The organism is Methylibium sp. Pch-M (assembly GCF_004136295.1).
Taxonomy (GTDB): domain Bacteria; phylum Pseudomonadota; class Gammaproteobacteria; order Burkholderiales; family Burkholderiaceae_C; genus Methylibium; species Methylibium petroleiphilum.
In genome coordinates this window covers 182,370-200,868 of record NZ_CP029606.1, presented here as the reverse complement: position 1 = coordinate 200,868, position 18,499 = coordinate 182,370, and the positions used below count along the sequence as shown (strand labels likewise).

Annotated in this window: 17 protein-coding genes; 8 read left to right on the top strand and 9 right to left on the bottom strand. The window is 66.9% G+C overall.

Translation table 11 applies throughout. From position 1 onward, the window contains the following. The first annotated feature begins 1 nt into the window (after position 1). Entirely contained in the window at positions 2-1,189 is a 1,188-nt protein-coding gene (locus C1M51_RS00940) for a DUF1513 domain-containing protein (protein WP_129447829.1), read from the top strand. Positions 1,190-1,265: 76 nt separating this feature from the next. Here the strand turns inward: C1M51_RS00940 and C1M51_RS00935 are convergent, their stop codons facing one another. Next, positions 1,266-1,745: a VOC family protein gene (locus tag C1M51_RS00935; RefSeq protein WP_129447828.1), complete on the bottom strand. Its 480-nt coding sequence runs from the start codon at positions 1,743-1,745 to the stop codon at positions 1,266-1,268. Positions 1,746-1,786: 41 nt separating this feature from the next. Next, the gene (locus C1M51_RS00930) at positions 1,787-2,359 is read right to left on the bottom strand and encodes a YceI family protein (RefSeq protein WP_129447827.1); all 573 of its coding nucleotides are present in this window, start codon (positions 2,357-2,359) and stop codon (positions 1,787-1,789) included. Positions 2,360-2,901: 542 nt separating this feature from the next. On the opposite strand from C1M51_RS00930, the gene fusA reads away from it, so the two are divergent. Both fusA and C1M51_RS00920 read left to right on the top strand, forming a co-directional pair. Beyond that, positions 2,902-4,935: an elongation factor G gene (fusA, locus tag C1M51_RS00925; RefSeq protein ID WP_129447826.1), complete on the top strand. Its 2,034-nt coding sequence runs from the start codon at positions 2,902-2,904 to the stop codon at positions 4,933-4,935. Positions 4,936-5,044: 109 nt separating this feature from the next. Beyond that, a complete protein-coding gene (locus C1M51_RS00920) occupies positions 5,045-5,662 on the top strand; it encodes a tRNA-uridine aminocarboxypropyltransferase (protein ID WP_129447825.1) in 618 nt (205 codons plus the stop codon). Between the two features lie 142 nt (positions 5,663-5,804). On the opposite strand, the gene C1M51_RS00915 is transcribed toward C1M51_RS00920, so the two are convergent. The 5 genes from C1M51_RS00915 to C1M51_RS00895 all read right to left on the bottom strand — a co-directional run bounded on the left by C1M51_RS00915 (position 5,805) and on the right by C1M51_RS00895 (position 12,724). Continuing rightward, positions 5,805-6,749: a hypothetical protein gene (locus C1M51_RS00915; protein ID WP_129447824.1), complete on the bottom strand. Its 945-nt coding sequence runs from the start codon at positions 6,747-6,749 to the stop codon at positions 5,805-5,807. Positions 6,750-6,752: 3 nt separating this feature from the next. After that, the gene (locus C1M51_RS00910) at positions 6,753-8,756 is read right to left on the bottom strand and encodes a hypothetical protein (RefSeq protein WP_129447823.1); all 2,004 of its coding nucleotides are present in this window, start codon (positions 8,754-8,756) and stop codon (positions 6,753-6,755) included. Further along, positions 8,757-9,107, bottom strand: coding sequence for a hypothetical protein (locus C1M51_RS19185; protein WP_242499868.1), 351 nt, complete (start codon positions 9,105-9,107; stop codon positions 8,757-8,759). It abuts the gene before it with no gap. Between the two features lie 605 nt (positions 9,108-9,712). After that, positions 9,713-11,113: a hypothetical protein gene (locus C1M51_RS00900; protein ID WP_129447822.1), complete on the bottom strand. Its 1,401-nt coding sequence runs from the start codon at positions 11,111-11,113 to the stop codon at positions 9,713-9,715. Positions 11,114-11,407: 294 nt separating this feature from the next. After that, complete coding sequence (locus tag C1M51_RS00895; protein ID WP_129447821.1) at positions 11,408-12,724, bottom strand: aspartate aminotransferase family protein; 1,317 nt, start codon at positions 12,722-12,724, stop codon at positions 11,408-11,410. Between the two features lie 128 nt (positions 12,725-12,852). Between C1M51_RS00895 and C1M51_RS00890 the strand changes: the two genes are divergently transcribed. The 3 genes from C1M51_RS00890 to C1M51_RS00875 all read left to right on the top strand — a co-directional run bounded on the left by C1M51_RS00890 (position 12,853) and on the right by C1M51_RS00875 (position 14,632). After that, positions 12,853-13,710, top strand: coding sequence for a LysR family transcriptional regulator (locus C1M51_RS00890; RefSeq protein WP_129447820.1), 858 nt, complete (start codon positions 12,853-12,855; stop codon positions 13,708-13,710). Positions 13,711-13,889: 179 nt separating this feature from the next. Beyond that, positions 13,890-14,321, top strand: a complete 432-nt coding sequence (locus tag C1M51_RS19345) for a YlcI/YnfO family protein (RefSeq protein WP_310733941.1) — start codon at positions 13,890-13,892, stop codon at positions 14,319-14,321. Continuing rightward, a complete protein-coding gene (locus C1M51_RS00875; protein WP_129447818.1) occupies positions 14,318-14,632 on the top strand; it encodes a type II toxin-antitoxin system RelE/ParE family toxin in 315 nt (104 codons plus the stop codon). The genes C1M51_RS19345 and C1M51_RS00875 overlap by 4 nt, the downstream gene beginning before the upstream one ends. Before the next feature lie 45 nt (positions 14,633-14,677). Here the strand turns inward: C1M51_RS00875 and C1M51_RS00870 are convergent, their stop codons facing one another. Both C1M51_RS00870 and aat read right to left on the bottom strand, forming a co-directional pair. Next, on the bottom strand, positions 14,678-15,442 hold the full coding sequence (locus C1M51_RS00870; protein ID WP_129447817.1) for an arginyltransferase: 765 nt from the start codon (positions 15,440-15,442) through the stop codon (positions 14,678-14,680). Further along, on the bottom strand, positions 15,439-16,236 hold the full coding sequence (aat, locus tag C1M51_RS00865; protein ID WP_129447816.1) for a leucyl/phenylalanyl-tRNA--protein transferase: 798 nt from the start codon (positions 16,234-16,236) through the stop codon (positions 15,439-15,441). Before aat ends, C1M51_RS00870 begins: the two co-directional genes overlap by 4 nt. A 46-nt stretch (positions 16,237-16,282) precedes the next feature. Between aat and C1M51_RS00860 the strand changes: the two genes are divergently transcribed. Further along, a complete protein-coding gene (locus C1M51_RS00860) occupies positions 16,283-16,612 on the top strand; it encodes a FeoA family protein (protein ID WP_242499867.1) in 330 nt (109 codons plus the stop codon). Continuing rightward, positions 16,609-18,498: a ferrous iron transport protein B gene (gene feoB, locus C1M51_RS00855; protein ID WP_129447815.1), complete on the top strand. Its 1,890-nt coding sequence runs from the start codon at positions 16,609-16,611 to the stop codon at positions 18,496-18,498. The genes C1M51_RS00860 and feoB overlap by 4 nt, the downstream gene beginning before the upstream one ends. The last annotated feature ends 1 nt before the right edge of the window (position 18,499 follow it).

The following is an 18,499-nucleotide window of genomic DNA, read 5'->3' as shown; positions in this document are numbered from 1 at the left end:
CGTGGACCGCTCAGCACGCTCTGTCGATGCGCCGCCGCCGGACCGCCGCCGCGTGCTGCAGCTCGCCGCCGCAACTGCGCTGGCCGGGCTGGGCGCGCGCGGCCCGGCATTCGCCGCCACGGCCCCGCGCCTCGGGTGGGCCGCGGCCTGGGACGGCGAGGCCGGCGCCGAGATCGGCGTGGTGGCGGCACAGGGCGCTTCGGCGCTGCGCGTGCAGGCCCGGCTGGCGGTGCCCACACGCGCCCACGGCCTGTGGGCCGAGGCCGGTGGCCGCAGCGTGCTCGCGGTGGCCCGCCGCCCCGGCGACTGGCTCGTGCGCTGGCACCCCGACGGCCGGCGACCGCCGCAGTGGCAGTGGATCGAGCCCGGCCGCGCCTTCAACGGCCACGTGATCGCCGATCCCGGCGGCACGCGGCTCTACACCACCGAGACCGACCTCGATACCGGCGCCGCGTGGATCGGCGTGCGCGACGCCCGTTCGCTGGAGAAGCTGGACGAGTGGCCCACGCACGGCATCGACGCGCACGAGCTGCTGTGGAGCGACGGCGACGGCGATGACGGCGCCGGGCCCTCGCTGTGGGTCGCCAACGGCGGCGTGCCCACGCGCCCCGAGACCGGCCGCCAGAAGCTGGACCTCGACCGCATGGATTCCTCGCTGGTGCGGCTGGACGCGCGCAGCGGTGAACTGCGCGGCCAGTGGCGCGTGGACGACCGCCGCCTCAGCCTGCGCCACATGGCCTGGCGCGACGCGCCGGCAGGTGGCCGGCGCGTGCTCGGCATCGCCATGCAGGCCGAGCACGACGACCCGGCCGCGAAGCAGGCCGCGCCGGTGCTGGCGCTGTTCGACGGCGAGCGGCTGCGCACCTTCCAGGGCGCCCCGGCGGGCACGTCGGATGCGGCGGGCCTGGCCGGCTACGGCGGCGACATCGCCGCCACCGCCGACGGCTGGGCCGTGAGCTGCCCGCGCGTGAACGGCGTGGCGCTCTACGCGCCCGACGGCCGCTCGCGCGGCGTGGCGCCGCTGCCCAACGCCTGCGCGCTGGCCGTCGTGGACGGCGTGTGCTGGGCCGCCGGGCAGACCGAGGCGATGGCGCTCCACAGCGCAGCGGGCCGCGACCGTCGCCGGCTGCAGCACACCGCGCCACTGCGCCTCGACAACCACTGGGTCGCCGTCAACCCACCCGTCTGACCCCCTCTCCCCGTCCACGGGGAGAGGGCAGGGGTGAGGGGCGGCTTGCCCCGCGCTCGATCGATCGACCTACCGCTCAGCCCCGCCGCGCCGCCTCGATCGCCGCGATGTCGATCTTGCGCATCGTCATCATCGCCGCGAAGGCGCGCGCGGCGGCCTGCGGGTCGGGATCGGCGATCGCCTCGCTGAGCGCGCGCGGCGTGATCTGCCACGACAGGCCCCACTTGTCCTTGCACCAGCCGCACTCGCTCTCCTGGCCGCCGTGGCCGACGATGGCGTTCCACAGCCGGTCGGTCTCGGCCTGGTCGTCGGTGGCCACCTGGAACGAGAAGGCCTCGCTGTGCTTGAACACCGGCCCGCCGTTGAGACCCAGGCAGGGGATGCCCAGCACGGTGAACTGGACCGTCAGCACGTCGCCCGCCTTGCCCGACGGGTTGTCGGCCGGCGCGCGCATCACGCGGCCGACCGCGCTGTCGGGGAAGGTGGCGGCATAGAAGCGCGCGGCTTCTTCGGCGGTGCCGTCGTACCAGAGGCAGATGGTGTTCTTGCTGAGCATGGCGGTCTCCTGTTCGTAACGACGTAACGCCGTTGTCTGCATCAAGGCTGTGCGATGGCTTCGACCTGGATGCGCAGGTCGACGTTCATGCTGAAGCCATAGTCCTTGCCGGCGCTCAGGCCGAAGTCTTCGCGGTTGAAGCTGCCGCTGGCGTCGGCGCCGCAGTAGTCGCGCTTGAGCATCGGATGCTGGATGCACTTCAGCGAGTGGACCGCCAGCGTCAGCGGGCGCGTCACGCCGTGCAGCGTCAGCTCTCCCGCGAGCTGCGTCGGCACGCCGTCGACCGGCGACTGAAGAGTGCCCTTGAAGACGGCGCGAGGGTGCTTCTTCACGTCGAAGAAGTCCTTGCCGCGCGCCCAGGTGGCCAGCGCGTCCATGCCGAAGTCGATGCTGGCCAGCTCCGTCACGATCTCGACCGTGCCGGTGCCCGCGGCCTTGTCGTACAGCACCTTGCCGCTGCTCTTGTTGAGCTTGCCACGCCACACCGAGATGCCCATGTGGTCTGCCTCGAAGCTCGGGAAGGTGTGTGTCGGGTCGATCGCGTAGGCAGTGGGTGCAGCACTGGCGGCCACGCCCACCAGCAGCAGTGCCGTTGCGGTCAGACAGGTTTTCATGCGGCTCTCCGAGTTGTTGTCGTTGATGACAGTACGACGGCGGAGGCTACTCAAATTCGACAAGCGCTCGGGTGCGGCGCTGTAACAACGCGTGCAATGGTTCGGGGCCCGACAGTGCTGCACCTGCAGGCTATCGCAGCCATGAAGAAACTGCCGCTGCATCCGCTTGCGCAGCCTTCGCGCCGCTTGGGACAATGCGTGCCATGAAGATTGCGTCCCGCACGACCCAGGCGAGTTTCGCCACCTGACCACGCCTTTCGACGCGATCGGAAGGCTTGCGCCTCCCGGACACCAACCCCGGCTAGCGCGAGCTTCCCGGGGTTTCTTGTTCTTGTTCCGGATCTTTGCCATGCGCACCTACGACAAGCTGATCGCCACGATTCCCGCTCGCCGGAGCGGGAACTGCGTGCGCCCGCGCTTCGGCTGCGCCTTGCACCTTCGACGCTAGTCGCCAGGCGGATCGAGCCTGGCGGCCAGCCATCGCCGACCAGGCCATCGACGAAGCCCCCGAGCCGGGGCTTCACGAAGAAGAAAGATCCGCCATGAACTCGAACCCCAGAAACCTCCGCAACATCGGCGTCATTGCGCACGTCGACGCGGGCAAGACCACGGTCACCGAACGCATCCTGTTCTACACGGGAGAGAGCCATCGCATCGGCGAAGTGCACGAAGGCACGGCGCGGATGGACTTCGACCCCCAGGAGCAGAAGCGCGGCATCACGATCAACAGCGCCGCCGTCACCGTGCACTGGAAGGGCACGCAGGTCAACGTCATCGACACGCCCGGCCACATCGACTTCAACATCGAGGTGCGCCGCTCGCTGCGCGTGCTGGACGGCGCCGTCGTGGTGTTCGACGGCGTGGCCGGCGTGGAGCCGCAGACCGAGACCAACTGGCGCCTGGCCGACGGCTACGGCGTGTCGCGCATCGCCTTCGTCAACAAGCTGGACCGCGTGGGGGCGGACTTCCGGCGCGTGGTGTCGATGATCGAGGAACGCCTGGGCGTGAAGGCCCTGCTGCTCCAGTTGCCCATCGGCGCCGAGGGCGAGTTCCGCGGCGTGGTCGATCTGCTGACCATGCGAAGCCTGGTCTGGCAACGCGACGACGCCAGCGAAGCGCCGCACGTCGGCGAGGTGCCGGCCGAGCTGCTGGACCTGGCCCGGCGAGAGCGGGCCCGCTTGGTCGAGGCCGTGGTCGAGCAGGACGACGAACTGCTGGGCGCCTACCTGAACGGGGAGGAGCTGTCGGTCGAGGCCCTGCGCAGCGGCATCCGCAAGGGCGTGCTGGCGCGTGCCTTCGTCCCGGTGTTGGGGGGCTCGGCGTATCGCAACCGTGGCGTGGAGCCCCTGCTCGACGCCGTGGTCGACTTCCTGCCGAGCCCGGGCGACCTGGCGGCGACCGAGAGCCGGCCGGCGGCCGATGCGCAGGCACCGCTGGCGGCGCTGGCGTTCAAGGTCGTGAGCGACGGGCATGCGGGCATGGTGTTCGTGCGGGTCTATCGCGGGCGCCTGCGGCGTGGCGACACGGTGCTCAACGCCGTGACGGGCCGCGTCGAGCGGGTGTCGCGCCTGTACGAGGTGCACGCCGACGACCGCATCGACATCGAGGAGGCGAGGGCGGGCGACATCGTCGCCATCGTCGGGCTGAAGGACACGTTGACCGGTCACACCTTGAGCGACCGGGCCCATCCGGTGCATCTGGAGGAGATCAGCGTGCCCGAACCGGTGATCGACGTGGCGATCGAGCCCAGGGCCCAGGCCGACCAGCAAGGGCTGGCGGCGGCCCTGGCGCAGCTGCAGCGCGAGGACCCCAGCCTGCGGGTGAGGCAGGACGCCGAGTCCGGGCAGGTCCTCCTGTCCGGCATGGGCGAGCTGCAGTTGGAAGTGGCCGTCGAGAGGCTGCGTTCACGCCACGGCATCGAGGTGGTGGTGGGGCGGCCGCAGGTGGCGTACCGAGAGACGATCTCGAGAGAAACGGAGGTGCATCATGTCCACAAGAAGCAGAGCGGCGGGCCGGGCCAGTTCGCGGAGCTGAGGCTGCGCCTGGCGCCGCTGGCGCGCGGCGCGGGCCTGCGCTTCGAGAGCCGGATCAACGGCGGCGCGATCCCGAAGGAGTTCATCCCTTCGGTGGAGGCCGGCGTGCGCCGGGCCGCGCAGGCGGGCGTGCTGGCGGGGTACCCGACCGTGGACTTCCTGGCCACGCTGGTGGACGGCAGCTTCCACGAGCGCGACTCGTCGACGCTGGCGTTCGAGCTGGCGGCAGCGGCGGCGTTTCGCGACGCTGCCGCCCAGGCCGGCCCGACGCTGCTGGAGCCGGTGATGGCCGTCGAGGTGATCACGCCCGTGGACTACCTGGGCGACGCCATCGGCGACCTGCACCGGCGCCGCGGCATCGTGCGCAACAACACCGCGCGCGGCAACGCGGCGGTGATCGACGCGCAGGTGCCGCTGAAGGAGATGTTCGGCTACATCGGCGGGCTACGCGCCTTGTCGCAAGGGCGGGCGCAGTATTCGATGCAGTTCGATCATTACCGTGAGGCGGCGGCTTCCGAACGGGCGGCGTTGACGCTGGCTTGATCGGCGTGTGGGGGGGCGCGGGCGGAGACGCTCGCGCCCCTTTCTTTTCTGGCGAACGTATCGCGCTGTGTGCGGATCGGTGGGCGGACCGGCGTGCGACCATTCCTGCGTGAACGGTCGACCCACTCTCCGCCGCGCGGCTTGCTCGCGCTGCCTGCGCCCCCAGGCGACCTGCCTGTGCGCGCTGGCGCGGCCGACCGCCCATCACACCGAAGTGCTGGTGTTGCAGCACCCGCAGGAACAGCGCCAGGCGAAAAACAGCGTGGCGATGCTGCGCCTGTCTCTGGCGCACTGCGAGGTGGTGGTCGGCGAGCGCTTCGCGCCCGCGGCGCTGGAGGCCCTGCTGCACCGCCCCGGACGGGAGACGCGGCTGCTCTACCCGGACGTGCCTGCCGCGCCCGCGCCGTCGGCCCCGGGATCGACGGTGGGCGCGCCGTTGCGGCTGGTGGTCATCGACGCGACGTGGCGCAAGAGCCTGCGGATGCTTCTAGAGCATCCGGCCCTGGCTGCGCTGCCGCGGCTGTCGCTGGATGCACCGGCGCCGACGCGGTACCGCGCGATCCGCGCGGCGCGGCGAGCCGACCAGGTCTCGACGCTGGAAGCCACCGTGCAGGCGCTGGAGACGCTGGAGGGTCCGTCCTTCGACGCCGCGCCGCTGCTCGATGCCTTTGGCCACTTCGTCGCTGGCGTGGCGGCCCGGCAGCGGCCTCTGGTTTCCGCGGGCTAAGCGGAACGAATGGCAGCTTCAGACTGGTCGCGGTCGTTCGCCGCTGGGGGCTCGAGCGACTGCGCTCCTCGGCACTGGTCGTTGGACTCTCGCTAGAACTTGGTGATCCAGCGAACGCCGGTGCTGACGGGCGCGCAGGACTTCAGATGTCGAGTTCCACCTCATACCGCCAGAGACGCTTGAAGCCTGTGCTGGTCTCCCGTGAATAGGTTCTACACTCGGGAAGCAGCAAGGAGCATCGGCCTCTGCTTTTGCCTTCAAAGTGCCAGTAGAGACTCATGCCGAGCGCCTGCGCCTTGGTCGACAAGGGGGCGAGAAAGACGTTCTGATTCGGGCCCCGCTTATCGATTGCGCGCACTCGCTCACCAATCACAGCAGCGGTGCTGAATGGGTCATTCGCCGGTGCAAAGAAGCGATTGCTCACCCAATCGCCACGGAGCGCCACTTCGCCGCTTCTTTCCGTGCGGAGCGCGCTCTGCTGATACATGTCCGCTCTGAGAGACGGAAAGGCAAAGAGCGGATGGACAACCCCCTCCTTGTACCCAGCAACCTCACTGATCAGCTTGTGGTCGTAACCGACTGCTATCAACAGATGATCTTTCCCGCCGCCGGGAGTCCCGTACAAGCCTCGAACTGTCCGAACCACGCCCGAGGTAGTAGTACTAAATGTGGTCGCCTCTTGCTTTGCGTAGCTGTCGGGCTCGGAGTACAACGCTGTGAAGCGACTAACGCCTAAGTAAGCAAGCTTCGGCAGCAAGAGTACCAGTGCATGACGCATGAACCCAGTGATATCCACGCAAAGCGAGATGCCTGATGGTTGTCCGATCGCTCCAAGAACTGCGTCGACCTGCGACACTTCATCGAGGTCATTAGGCTCAACCAAATGTAAACCTGTCGGCAAGTCTATCCGAGCATACTGATATTCAGGATGTATCAGCCACAGCTTCTTGCGCGCCTTTACCTCGTCGAATACCTTCTGAACTCGATCGCTCGAGTTGTACGCCGACACAAATACGTCGAACCGACCAAGCTCTTTCGCGAGCCGATCGACCGCGATAGGGCGACGAGAGAACAATGCGTAGTCCATGCGTTAGAACAACTTGTTCTGTCGAAAGTCCCGTGGCGGAGGAGAGAAAGGAAAGTTCCACTTCGTGCTTTGCTGGCGAAGGAGAACGCCGAAGTCGTCCCGAGCTGTGGGATCGAAGATCGCGTTCAGGAGAGGACCACTCACGCTGATGTCTCCTCTCCGGCCCGTCGGTAAGCCCCACCGCGGAGAAAGCATCGGACTGAGTTGAACCTTTCGCAAGATTCGCTGAGTGTTTCTGTCTGGACGGCCATCACCAATCTCGAACAGTAGGGAGTAGTTGACCGCACTCTCTAGCGTCCTTCTCGCGATCGGAGTCAACTCGTCGTTGTCGAAACTGATGGCAAGCGGTGAGACTTCGGGGACGTTAAGTGCATACCTGGCCGTTCTAAGAAGTTCTGCGAGGCGAGTCGCTGCCTCTCGCGCTTGATCAGACTGGAGCCCGTAGTTCGAGTCGCCCTCGAAACAGAATCGAGCGGCATCCATTGCGGCGCTCGTCTGAATCTCTACCGAGATTTTGCCTCCCCGTCCGAAGTCCACTTCCTTAAAGGCGGCAATCTCGTAGACCTTGCCGAGGAGTACGAGCAGGTTCCGAGGATTGTGCGCTGACATAGCGACAAAGGTGGCGAAGCCAGCATATGGCAACACTGCGTCCTTTCTCTTTGACTCGCGACACAGTTGCGCGAAAAGATCCCACTTCCAGTGGCCAACCGCCGTCGCGTAAGAGTTCGACGTCAAGGAAGTCGATTGCAGGTATGCCTCGCAGTCCCTTCTAATCTTCTCCGCCAACGACACCGCACTCTGCTTCAGCCCCAACTTCTTGCAGAACAGCAACACGTTGAGGCGCTGCAGCAGCGGGGGAAAGCTGCCGACGAGAACTGGCAGGACGTCAACAACGCCGCCTTCCGCTTGGCGGCGCTTCGAAAACGCCTCCCGAAAGAAACGAGTAAACCGTGACTCGTCCGCGTGAATCGCGTATCGCTGAACGAGTTCATCGACCGAGGGTTCCTCGAATGCATTGCGAGGATCGAACCCTAGGAAGGGACCACGACTGGCACCCCTCCCAACGAGGACTCCGAGGCGTTTCGCGATGAACTTCGTCGCGAATTCGCCATACGCCTTTGTCCCTCGCAGTATGTCGTCGACGCGAGTCACAGAGAATTCGGAGCCCTCACGATTTTCTTCTCCGCCCGCGATTGTCGCGAGTGTCTTGCGGGCATAGAGGCGCCCTGTCATTCGGAAGGCTACACGTCCTTCGGCGTAGCGGACAAGGGTATTCAGAACCTCCTGTTGCTTCACGGAGAGGTTCTCAATCTCGTCTAGGACGTAGATGAGGTTTGTCGCCTCGAAAGCGGGATGCCACTTTCGCAGCGCAGCGCCCATTGGCAGGGCCAGATCACCCGTTGAAAACGGCAGTCTTAGATTGAGCGCCCCTGTGAATGCCGCGGCGTTGGTCGCGTCGTCAATAGTGCGTAGCCAGTAAGAGACCCATACTCGCAGTGACTGCAGATCGTGAATTCCCGAGAAGGAGGGATCTGCGACTCTCTTGGCCAAATGTTGAAGTAGATCTCGATCGTTGAACGTGGTGTCAGGTGTCGTCGAGCGAACATCCTGAAGCGCTTCACCGACGAGATCAAGTAGCTTTAGTTCGAGGTGCACCGAGAATAACTGCTTCAAGGCTGCCTCGGGCTCCTTACTAAGTTCGAACCGCCCCGCGTCCATGTTCGTGGTTCGAAGAAAGATTGCAAGGCAGCCCGTATCCTGGACTAGGGCCAGGCCTGGCTTGTCAGGGGCGCGAAGGCGCGCCACAGAGTAGGACTGATAGCGCAGCAGGTGCGTTTTTCCGGAGCCTTTGCTGCCCAGAATGTACTTGGACACCGTCGATCGAGGCTCGAGAACTTTGGACATCCAGCCGGCGCCCAGCTCTACCCACAGGCCATTGATCTGTTCATCGGTGTAGTCAGCCGCCCGAATTGGCGCAAACGGATTGGAGTCGTCAGAGAAGTACAACTAGTACTCCTTGTCGTAGCGTACGAAGACGGGCGCCCATGGAACAGTTCTTCCTTCGTTCCAGAACACAGGGAGCGTGTTGTCAGGAGTGTTATGAGTGAACCCAAGAAGCAGCTGGCCGTCGCGGTAGCCGAGGGCATGCCCTGGCTGGAGCGGCTCACCATAGTGCATCGCCATCGCCTTGAAGACGGATAAGTCGAACTCCGGGGCTAAGGTCGCTGGAAAGTAGCGTTGCTGAGCGTCGAAGGCCTTAAACGAGTCATCAAGCTCAAAGAGACAGGTGGCCTTCCCATCAAAGAGGTCCGGCTGGTTCAGCACCGCCAGCCCCTTCGTCGTCGCGAACAGACTCATGAACCTAAGATCCAAGCTGGGGTATCGCTTCCGAATCCGAGCCAGATTTCGTTGAAGGTAATCACCAACCTGCTGAGCAGAGCCAACCAAGTCATCGAAAAAGACGTATCGCGACACACGCGAGTCCGCACGGCGGAACCTGCCAAGTCGATGCCATGGGTCATCGAGGGAAAACGCACTTCCTAGGTCGACAAAGAGACTCTTCGAAAGATGATTGATCTGTCTAAAGTAGTAGAGAAGGTGAGCGCCGCTCTCGGATGGATTGCCGACGCCCACGAAGCGTGTGGCGAGCAATTCCTCCTCATACATTGCTCTGACCAGCGTGTGGTTGCGCGTGTGGCGCGTTCGTTTCCGTATCCGTTGAATCAACAGGGCTTCAAACTGATCTCGGTAAAGAGATCGGAGCATTTCGCGGACCAATCGCTTGCCAAAGTACACGAAGCGAGTGAGAGACGTGAGAGCGTGAGAGTGCTCGATGTCTGGATTCGCGACAGCGCCAGTGAAGTTCTTGGCCCATGCATCGATTTGTCCCCAAGTCACTTCGTGGTCCCACGCGTGAGTGACTAGCGTTCGCAACATCTTGTCCGTGTCAGCTGAGTTCACCGCTACGGCTTTCGGAACAGCATTACGGTTTCACCGGCGATCAACCCGGCCGTTGGATTCCTTGTCGTTAGGAGGCCGCGGGAGTGAATGCGGTCTCTGAGACAGAGTTCAAGGTCTAGGCCAAGGTCCTTCAACGTGGCGGCGATGAACTCATCATTACGAAGAGGGAGGCCCGCGACCGTGTTGTTGCCAACAACGATCACCGCATGGCCGTTGGCGGCAGTCACTCGGACCAGTTCCTTCATAGCTTGTTGAAGCTCGTAGAGGTACGTCTCCGTGATGGCGGCGCGATGCGGGTTGCGGGCGAGAACTTGTGACAGGGTTCGCCGAAGTGACACTGGAAGGCGGAGGTCGTTCATCTCGGGCGCCCCTTGTTTGGCCGGCAGGTGCTCTCTGCCGATGGACTTGCCTTCGAGGGCGGAAAGGCCGCTGGGAGAGCAAAGCGAAAGCCAGTTCAGCGCCAGTGCGCACGATCGCACATACTTCTGCGCGCTTCCATATGGGGGTGAGGTAATGGTCAGATGCACCGTCTCCGAACGCATGGGTAGACCGTCAAGAGTGAGTGATCGAGCATCGTTGCCAGCGGTGACAGACTGCCGCCTCTGAGGAAACACGCGGTTTGCTGCCGCTACGCGGCCGATGTTTGCCTGCACGACCCTCCCGAACTCCTCTAGGACTGACGCTCGCCGTATCCATTGCAGGTGAGCCTTGACCGCCTTGTTAGTTGTGGCGCTGAGTCGTTCCTTCGTACCAAGGCGAACCGGGACGCTGATAGACGGGTCCGCCAGGCTCAGGCGACGCGCCGTAACTGAGAAGCAAACTCGAAAGAAGTCGCGCTCTTGATCGTCATCCAGTTCATGTATCCCTCGGAGGAGGCGCTCAAGGTCTTGCTTCGTGTGCTGGAAGTACCAGAGGTGCTCATTAACCACCGGTACTGTCGGCGCGATGCGAAATCGCGCTACACGCCGACTGAGGCGCTGCGCAGATTCGACCAGCGCTGTCGAGTCATACGGAGTGGTCTTGACCTTCGTGATCAGGGCAGCTAGCGGATTGGCGTCCGCAACCAGCGCCGTTGCGTCTGCAAGCGACGCTTCCAGAGCAACAGTGCCTGATCCAGCGAAGGGATCGAGTACGGCGCTTCCGCGTCTGAGGATGCTGGCGTTGACGAAGAAGTGCGCTATGTGCGGCAGGAGCTTAGCCGGGTAGGGATGGATTTGATGCGTTAGTTGGTCGCCCTGACGAACCCAGCTAACCAGCTCTCGGAAGCTGACGTCGAGAGCCCTGTTGCCCCGCTTATAGCGTCGCTTGAGATCCTCCAACAGAAGGGTCGTATCGGCAGCACCGTCACATCCAACAGCCTCTCGGCGCGTCAGGTTGGGGTGAGCTTGGGAAGATTGCGTCATGCCTTCTTTCGGGCTGCATCAACGTCCTCGAACTGTGACGACTCCCTCGGTCGCCTTTGCTGTGAATCGTCCGGTACGCCGAAAATTTTAACGGAGTCGGACCGGTGGCTGGGGGCATCGGCGCAGCAGGTGAGCTAGCGAAGGCAGGTGCTGTTTGCGATCAAGTCGTCATCGACCGCAACCGCTGCGACCCGGAAGTACGTCCGTCGATCTAGGTCGAACGACCGCGAAGCGCGACTTAGCGGTCGTTTAACGGCTGCAATGCAAGGACCGCAACCGCTGCGACGCCGACGATCAAGCCACCGTCTCAATCGCCCTCCCCAACAACCCCACCCCCAGATCGATCTCCTCATCACTCACCGTCAACGGCGGCGCGATGCGGAACACGCCGCCCATGCCGGGCAGCTGCACGATGTTCATGCTCAGCCCGAGCTTCATGCACTCGCGGGTGATGGCGGCGCCCAGGTCGGGCGCGGCGCGGCGGCTGGCGCGGCTTTCCACGATCTCCAGGCCCAGCAGCAGGCCGCGGCCGCGCACGTCGCCGATGCAGTCCACGCGCTCCTGCAGCGCGCGCAGGCCGGCCTCCAGGCGCTGGCCGGCCACGCGGGCGCGCTCGACCAGGCCCTCGCGCTGCACCACGTCCAGCACCTTCAGGCCCACCGCGGCGGGCAGCGGGTCGGACACGTGGGTCGTGTAGAACAAGTAGCCGCGCGCGTGGCATTCGTCCTCGATGGCGGCGGTGGTCAGCACCGCGGCCAGCGGCAGGCCGGCGCCCAGGGTCTTCGACAGCGTCAGGATGTCGGGCACCACGCCGTCGCGCTCGCAGGCGAACATCAGGCCGGTGCGGCCCACGCCGGTCTGCGCCTCGTCCAAGATCAACAGCATGCCGCGCTCGCTGCACTTGGCCTTCAGCGCGGCCAGGTAGCCCAGCGGCAGGTCGATCAGCCCGCCCGAGCTGAGGATGGGCTCGGCGATGAAGGCCGCGAGGTTGCCGCTCGACTGGCGGTCGATCAGGTCGAAGGCGTAGTCGAGCTCGGCCTGCCAGTCGAAGCGGCCGTCGCGCTCGAAGCGCGGCCGGTAGGGGTAGGGCGCGGGGATCGCGAACGAGCCCACCGCGGCCGGCCCGTAGCCCTTGCGGCCGGCGCTGTAGGTGGCCGACGCCGCGCCGCCGGTCATGCCGTGCCACGACTGCGCGAAGCTCACCACCTCGTACTTGCCGGTGTAGAGCTTGGCCATCTTGATCGCGGCCTCGTTGGCCTCGGCGCCGGTGCTCAGCAGCATCGCGCGCTCCAGACCGGCCGGCGCCACGCCGGCCAGGCGCGTGGCCAGGTCCACCACCGGGCGGCTCAGCATGCCGCTGAACAAATGGTCCAGCGAGCGGGCGTGCTCGGCCACCACCGCGGCGATCTCGGGGTGGCCGTGGCCCAGCAGCGCGCTCATCTGGCCCGAGGTGAAGTCGAGGATCGCCCGGCCGTCGGCGTCGTAGACAAAGCTGCCCTGGGCGCGCTCGATGATCATCGGCTCGAAGCTGCCGCCGTAGCGGATCAGGTGCCGGCGGGCGCGCTGCCAGAAGTCGGGGTCGGCGTTGCGGGAGGAGGCGGTCGTGGTCATCGCGGGCTCCAGGGCAAGAGGGGGCGGGGAAGAGCAGGGGGCGGGGGATCGAAGCCCGCAGGCTAGGGGCCGCGCACGCGCAAGAAAAGCTAATATTTCTGATCGCAGCTATCAGGCACGCTGACGCCGTGAGCCGCCCCCTCGACATCGACCTACTGCGCACCTTCGTGGCCATCGCCGAGACCCGCACGCTGGGCCGCGCGGCCGGCCGCATCGGCCGCACGCAGGCGGCGGTGAGCATGCAGGTGCAGAAGCTCGAGGCCATGCTGAGCCAGCCGCTGCTCAACCGCACCGGCCGTGGCGTGACGCTCACGCTGCACGGCGAGCGCCTGCTGGGCCACGCGCGCACCATCCTGCGCCACCACGACGCGGCGGTGGCCGACATCACCGGCGCCGGCCTCACCGGCACGCTGCGCTTCGGCTGCCCCGACGACTACGCGGCGGCCTTCCTGCCGCACATCCTGCGCAGCTTCGCGGGCCGGCATCCGCAGGTGTTCGTGGAAGTGGTGTGCGCCCCCACGCCGCGGCTGCTGGCGCAGCTGGGCCAGCACGCGCTCGACCTCGCGCTGATCTCCACCACCGAGGGCGACCGCTCGGCCGCGGTGCTGCGGCGCGAGCCGCTGGTGTGGGTCGGCAACCGGCACGACCACGCGGCCACGCAGGAGCCGCTGCAGCTCGCGCTCTCGGACCCCGACACGCTGGACCACCGCGCCGCCCGCGAGCGGCTCGACGCCGCGCGGCGGCCCTACCGCGTGGCCTATGCCAGCGGCAGCATCTCGGGGCTGCTCGCGGTGGTGCGCTCGGGCCAGGCCATCGCGGTGCTCACGCAGGCCGCGGTGCCGGCCGACCTGCAGGTCCTGCCCACCGGCGAGCAGCTGCCGCCGCTGCCCACCGTGGGCCTGACGGTGAAGTTCGGCCTGCCGCGGCCGCCGGAACTGGTGGCCGAGTTCGCCGAGCACCTGGAGCGGATCGTGCCGGCGCTATAGCGTGATGTGGCCTTCACCCCGACCCTCTCCCGCAAGCGGGAGAGGGGGCCCGACCTAGCACTTTCACTCCCTCTCCCGCTTGCGGGGAGAGGGCAGGGGTGAGGGGCGTCGTGCCGCCCGCTCGATCGATCGATCAGCCGCGCCGCGCGGCCTCGGTCGCGGCGATGTCGATCTTGCGCATGGTCATCATCGCCGCGAAGGCGCGCGCGCGGCTTCCTCGGCGGGTGTTCAGGAACGCACTCCGAGCCAACCCCTTCACCTTCGACGGAGTACCCGGCGGACGCTCTCATCGCGGCTGTGTTCTTGCGTCTGTAACGCATACGCAATACAATGCAGTCATGAAGACGGCCGTCATTCCTCAGATCCGCGTCGAACCGGAGCTTCGTGCCGAGCTCGAGTCGGTGCTCAATCAAGGCGAGACATTGACCGAGTTCGTCGAAGCGACGGTGCGCAACGCGATTGCCTTCCGGCGCGTGCAAACCGACTTTCATGCCCGAGCGCAGGCTGCGTCGGCCGAGTATCACCGCACTGGCGTCTCGGTGCCCGTCGATGCCGTTCTCGACAGGCTGCAGTCCAAGCTCGATGCGAAGCGCAAGAAGCTCGCTCGATGAGCTTCGCCGTCGAGCTGTCGCCGACGGCCGAAGAGGACTTGGAGCGACTGTTCGAGTTCTTGCTTGACCGGGCACTGACGACCGAAGACCTCGACCGCGCTCAGGCCGCGATCGACGCTGTCAGAGCGATCACTCGACAGCAGCTTGCAACGACGCCCTTCAGCTTCCGCAAGGCGGCCCAAAGCCCGGTGCAGCGTGAACTCATCATTCCGTTCGGCAACAGCGGCTATGTGGTGCTGTATGAGATCGTCTCGGCCTCAAAAGTCGTGGTGCTGGCGGTTCGGCATCAGCGCGAAGAGGACTATCACTGATTTGGATCATTGAGCGATCCCAGGACACGCCGATTCGCCGTTCAGCTAGCGCGGGGAGACCGCCGCCTCGTCCTGCGGCCCCGGCTGCCACACGCCGTCGACCAGCCGCTCGTTCGGCCTGAACTGCGCCTTGTACGACATCTTCGGGCTCTCGCCGATCCAGTAGCCCAGGTACACGTGCGGCAGCTTGAGCTGGCGCGTCTGCTCGATCTGCCACAGCACGTTGTAGGTGCCGTAGCTGGCGTCGGGATCGGGCTCGTAGAAGGTGTACACGGCGCTCAGGCCGTCGTTCAGGATGTCGAGGATGGACACCATCTTCAGCGTGCCCAGCTGCCCCTCGGGCGCCGGCTCGCGGAACTCCACCAGGCGCGAGTTCACGCGGCTCTGCAGCAGGAACTGGGTGTACTGGTCGATGGAGTCGTGGTCCATGCCGCCGCCGGCGTGGCGGCCGGCCTGGTAGCGCAGGTAGAGCTGGTAGTGCTCGGGCACGAAGCACAGCCGCAGCACGCGCGACTGCAGGCCCTGGTGGGCCTTCCACGCGCGGCGCTGGCTGCGCGAGGGCTGGAAGCCGGCCACCGGCACGCGCAGCGGCACGCAGGCGCGGCAGCCGTCGCAATACGGCCGGTAGGTGAACATGCCGCTGCGCCGGAAGCCGTTGGCCACCAGGCCCGAGTAGGTGTCGGCGTGGATCAGGTGGCTGGGCGTGGCGACCTGTGAGCGCGCCTGCCGGCCCGCGAGGTAGCTGCAGGGGTAGGGCGCCGTCGCATAGAACTGCAGCGACGCGAGCGGAAGTTCTTTCGGATGGGTCACGGGGCGGCCGGGCGGTGCGAGGTCTCGGTCACGCTGGACGATGCAGGATCCGGGCCGGTGTCGAGCCGGAGCTGCGTCCAGTGCGATCGATGATAGGTCCAATCCTCCGGCGGGCGCTGCGCGACGGTGCGCGCCAGGTGCCCCTCGAACGCGGGACGGTCGATCTCGCGCGCGCCCAGCGAGCCGAGGTGCGCGGTGCGCTGCTGGCAATCGATCAGCGCGATGCCGTTCGCGCGGCAGAACGCCACCAGCGCGGCCAGCGCGATCTTGGAGGCGTCGGTGGCATGCGAGAACATCGACTCGCCGAAGAACATGCGCCCCAGGTTCACGCCGTACAGGCCGCCGAGCAGCCGGCCGTCGACCCAGGTCTCGAACGAATGCACCGCGCCGAGGCGGTGCCATTCGGTGTAGGCCGCCTGCAGCTCGGGCTGGATCCAGGTGCCGTCCTGGCCCTCGCGCGGGGTGCTGGCGCAGGCGCGGATCACGGCGGGGAAATCGTGGTCGATGCGCACTTCGCAGTGCGGCGCGGCGCTGAAGCGGCGCAGCGTCTTGCGCAGCGAATGCGACAGCTTGAACTCCGCCACCGGCAGCACCATGCGTGGGTCGGGGCTCCACCACAGCACCGGCTGGCCCTCGCTGTACCAGGGGAAGATGCCGCGCGCATAGGCCTCGGCCAGGCGCCGCGGCGACAGGTCGGTGCCGGCCGCCACGAGGCCGGGCGCTTCGCTGCCGGCCGGCAGCGCATGGCGCGTGTCCGGCAGGGGGTCGTCGGGGCTGGCGAGCCAGGTGGGCATGCGCGCATTGTCCGCATCCGCCCCGCGGTCCCGACGTCGCGCCGGCATGGCCCCGCATGGCTGGTTTGTAAGATGCGATCAATTATCATTTGCAAGTCGCCTGAACCTGGAGCCTGCCCTGATCCTCGACGAACTCGAACCCGGCCAGCACGCCACGGTGGCGGCGCTGCGCCTCGCCGGAGCGGCGGTGGACGCCGCGGTGCTGCAGCGGCTGGGCGAACTGGGCTTCCTGCCGGGCGAGCCGGTGCGCCTGCTGCGGCGCGGGCCGGGCGGCCGCGAGCCGCTGGCGGTGCAGGTGGGCGACACGATGTTCGCGCTGCGCCGCGTCGAGGCCGCCTGCATCGAGGTCACGCCGATCGCCGGGGTGGGCCCGTGAGCGCGGCGGCCTCGGCCGACGCCCGGCTGCTGCAGGTGGCGCTGGTCGGCAACCCGAACTGCGGCAAGACGGCGCTGTTCAACCTGCTGACCGGCGCGCGCCAGAAGGTCGCCAACTACGCCGGCGTGACGGTGGAGCGCAAGGTCGGCGTGCTGCCGCTGACCGACGGCCGCAGCGTGGCGGTGTTCGACCTGCCGGGCACCTACAGCCTCACGCCGCTGACGCCCGACGAGGAGGTGACGCGCGACGTGGTGTTCGGCCGCCGCGCCGGCGAGTCGGCGCCGGACGCCATCGTGGCGGTGGTGGACGCCACCAACCTGCGCATGAACCTGCGGCTGGTGCTGGAGCTGCGGGCGCTGGGCCGGCCGATGATCGTGTCGCTGAACATGGCCGACGTGGCGCGTTCGCGCGGCCTGCAGATCGACGTGGCGCGGCTGTCGGCCGAACTGGGCCTGCCGGTGGTGGAGACGGTGGCGGTGCGGCACAACGGGCATGCGGCGCTGCGGGCCGAGATCGAACGCCAGGCGCTGCGGTTCGGTGCGACCGCAGACGCCCCGGCCTTGCCGACCGCGGCCACGCCGGCCCCGACCACCGCCGAACTGCAGCGCGAGGTGCGCCGCATCCTCGCGGTGGCGGCACCCGGGGCGCTGCAGTTCGAGCGCTTCGACCACCGCATCGACGCCGTGGTGATGCACCCGGTCTGGGGCCTGGTGCTGCTGGCTACGCTGCTGTTCCTGATCTTCCAGGCGGTGTTCTCATGGGCCAACCTGCCCATGGACGCCATCAAGGACGGCATGGCCTGGCTCGCCGAGCAGACCACCGCGCACATGGCCGAGGGCCCGCTGCGCAGCCTGCTGGTCGACGGCGTGATCGCCGGCGTGGGCGGCGTGCTGGTGTTCCTGCCGCAGATCCTGATCCTGTTCTTCTTCATCCTGCTGCTCGAGGATTCGGGCTACCTGCCGCGCGCCGCCTTCCTGCTGGACACGGTGATGGGCAAGGTGGGGCTGTCGGGGCGCGCCTTCATTCCGCTGCTGTCGAGCTTTGCCTGCGCCATCCCCGGCATCATGGCCACGCGCACCATCGCGAACTGGCGCGACCGGCTCGCGACCATCATGGTCGCGCCGCTGATGACGTGTTCGGCGCGGCTGCCGGTCTATGCGCTGCTGATCGGCGCCTTCATCCCGGCGCGCGAGATCGGGCCGTTCAACGGGCAGGGGCTCACGCTGTTCGCGCTCTATGCCGCGGGGGTGCTGTCGTCGATGGCCGTGGCCTGGCTGCTCAAGCGCTTCTGGATGAAGAGCAGCTACCAGCCGCTGATGCTGGAGCTGCCGCCCTACCGCCTGCCCGGCCTGCGCAACCTGGGCTACGGCCTGTGGGAGCGGGCGCGCATCTTCGTGCGGCGGGTCGGCGGCATCATCTTCGCGCTGACGGTGCTGCTGTGGTTCCTGTCGAGCTACCCGGCGCCGCCCGACGGCGCCACCGGGCCGGCCATCCAGTACAGCGCGGCCGGCCGGCTGGGGCAGGCGCTGGAGACGGTGTTCGCGCCGATCGGCTTCAACTGGCAGATCTCGATCGCGCTGGTGCCGGGCCTGGCCGCACGCGAGGTGGTGGTGGGCGCGCTGGGCACCGTCTATGCGCTGTCGGGCAGCGAAGATGCCGTGGCCGACACGCTGATGCCGGTGATCGCGAGCCAGTGGTCGGTGGCGACGGCGTATGCGCTGCTGGCGTGGTTCGTGTTCGCGCCGCAGTGCCTGTCGACGCTGGCCGTGGTGCGGCGTGAGACCAACTCCTGGCGCTACCCCGTGCTGATGGCCAGCTACCTGTTCGCACTGGCGTACGTGGCGGCCTTCATCACCTACCGCGTGGCGCTCGCGCTGGCGGGCTGAA

Bases quoted from the DNA above. Each gene is read 5' to 3' on its own strand.
- C1M51_RS00860 (WP_242499867.1), top strand. From the start codon at position 16,283: ATGGCCCCGCATGGCTGGTTTGTAAGATGCGATCAATTATCATTTGCA.
- fusA (WP_129447826.1), top strand. From the start codon at position 2,902: ATGAACTCGAACCCCAGAAACCTCCGCAACATCGGCGTCATTGCGCAC.
- aat (WP_129447816.1), bottom strand. From the start codon at position 16,236: ATGCCCACCTGGCTCGCCAGCCCCGACGACCCCCTGCCGGACACGCGC.
- C1M51_RS00895 (WP_129447821.1), bottom strand. From the start codon at position 12,724: ATGACCACGACCGCCTCCTCCCGCAACGCCGACCCCGACTTCTGGCAG.
- C1M51_RS19185 (WP_242499868.1), bottom strand. From the start codon at position 9,107: ATGAGTCTGTTCGCGACGACGAAGGGGCTGGCGGTGCTGAACCAGCCG.
- C1M51_RS00900 (WP_129447822.1), bottom strand. From the start codon at position 11,113: ATGACGCAATCTTCCCAAGCTCACCCCAACCTGACGCGCCGAGAGGCT.
- C1M51_RS19345 (WP_310733941.1), top strand. From the start codon at position 13,890: ATGGTCATCATCGCCGCGAAGGCGCGCGCGCGGCTTCCTCGGCGGGTG.
- C1M51_RS00930 (WP_129447827.1), bottom strand. From the start codon at position 2,359: ATGAAAACCTGTCTGACCGCAACGGCACTGCTGCTGGTGGGCGTGGCC.
- C1M51_RS00915 (WP_129447824.1), bottom strand. From the start codon at position 6,749: ATGGACTACGCATTGTTCTCTCGTCGCCCTATCGCGGTCGATCGGCTC.
- C1M51_RS00935 (WP_129447828.1), bottom strand. From the start codon at position 1,745: ATGCTCAGCAAGAACACCATCTGCCTCTGGTACGACGGCACCGCCGAA.
- C1M51_RS00875 (WP_129447818.1), top strand. From the start codon at position 14,318: ATGAGCTTCGCCGTCGAGCTGTCGCCGACGGCCGAAGAGGACTTGGAG.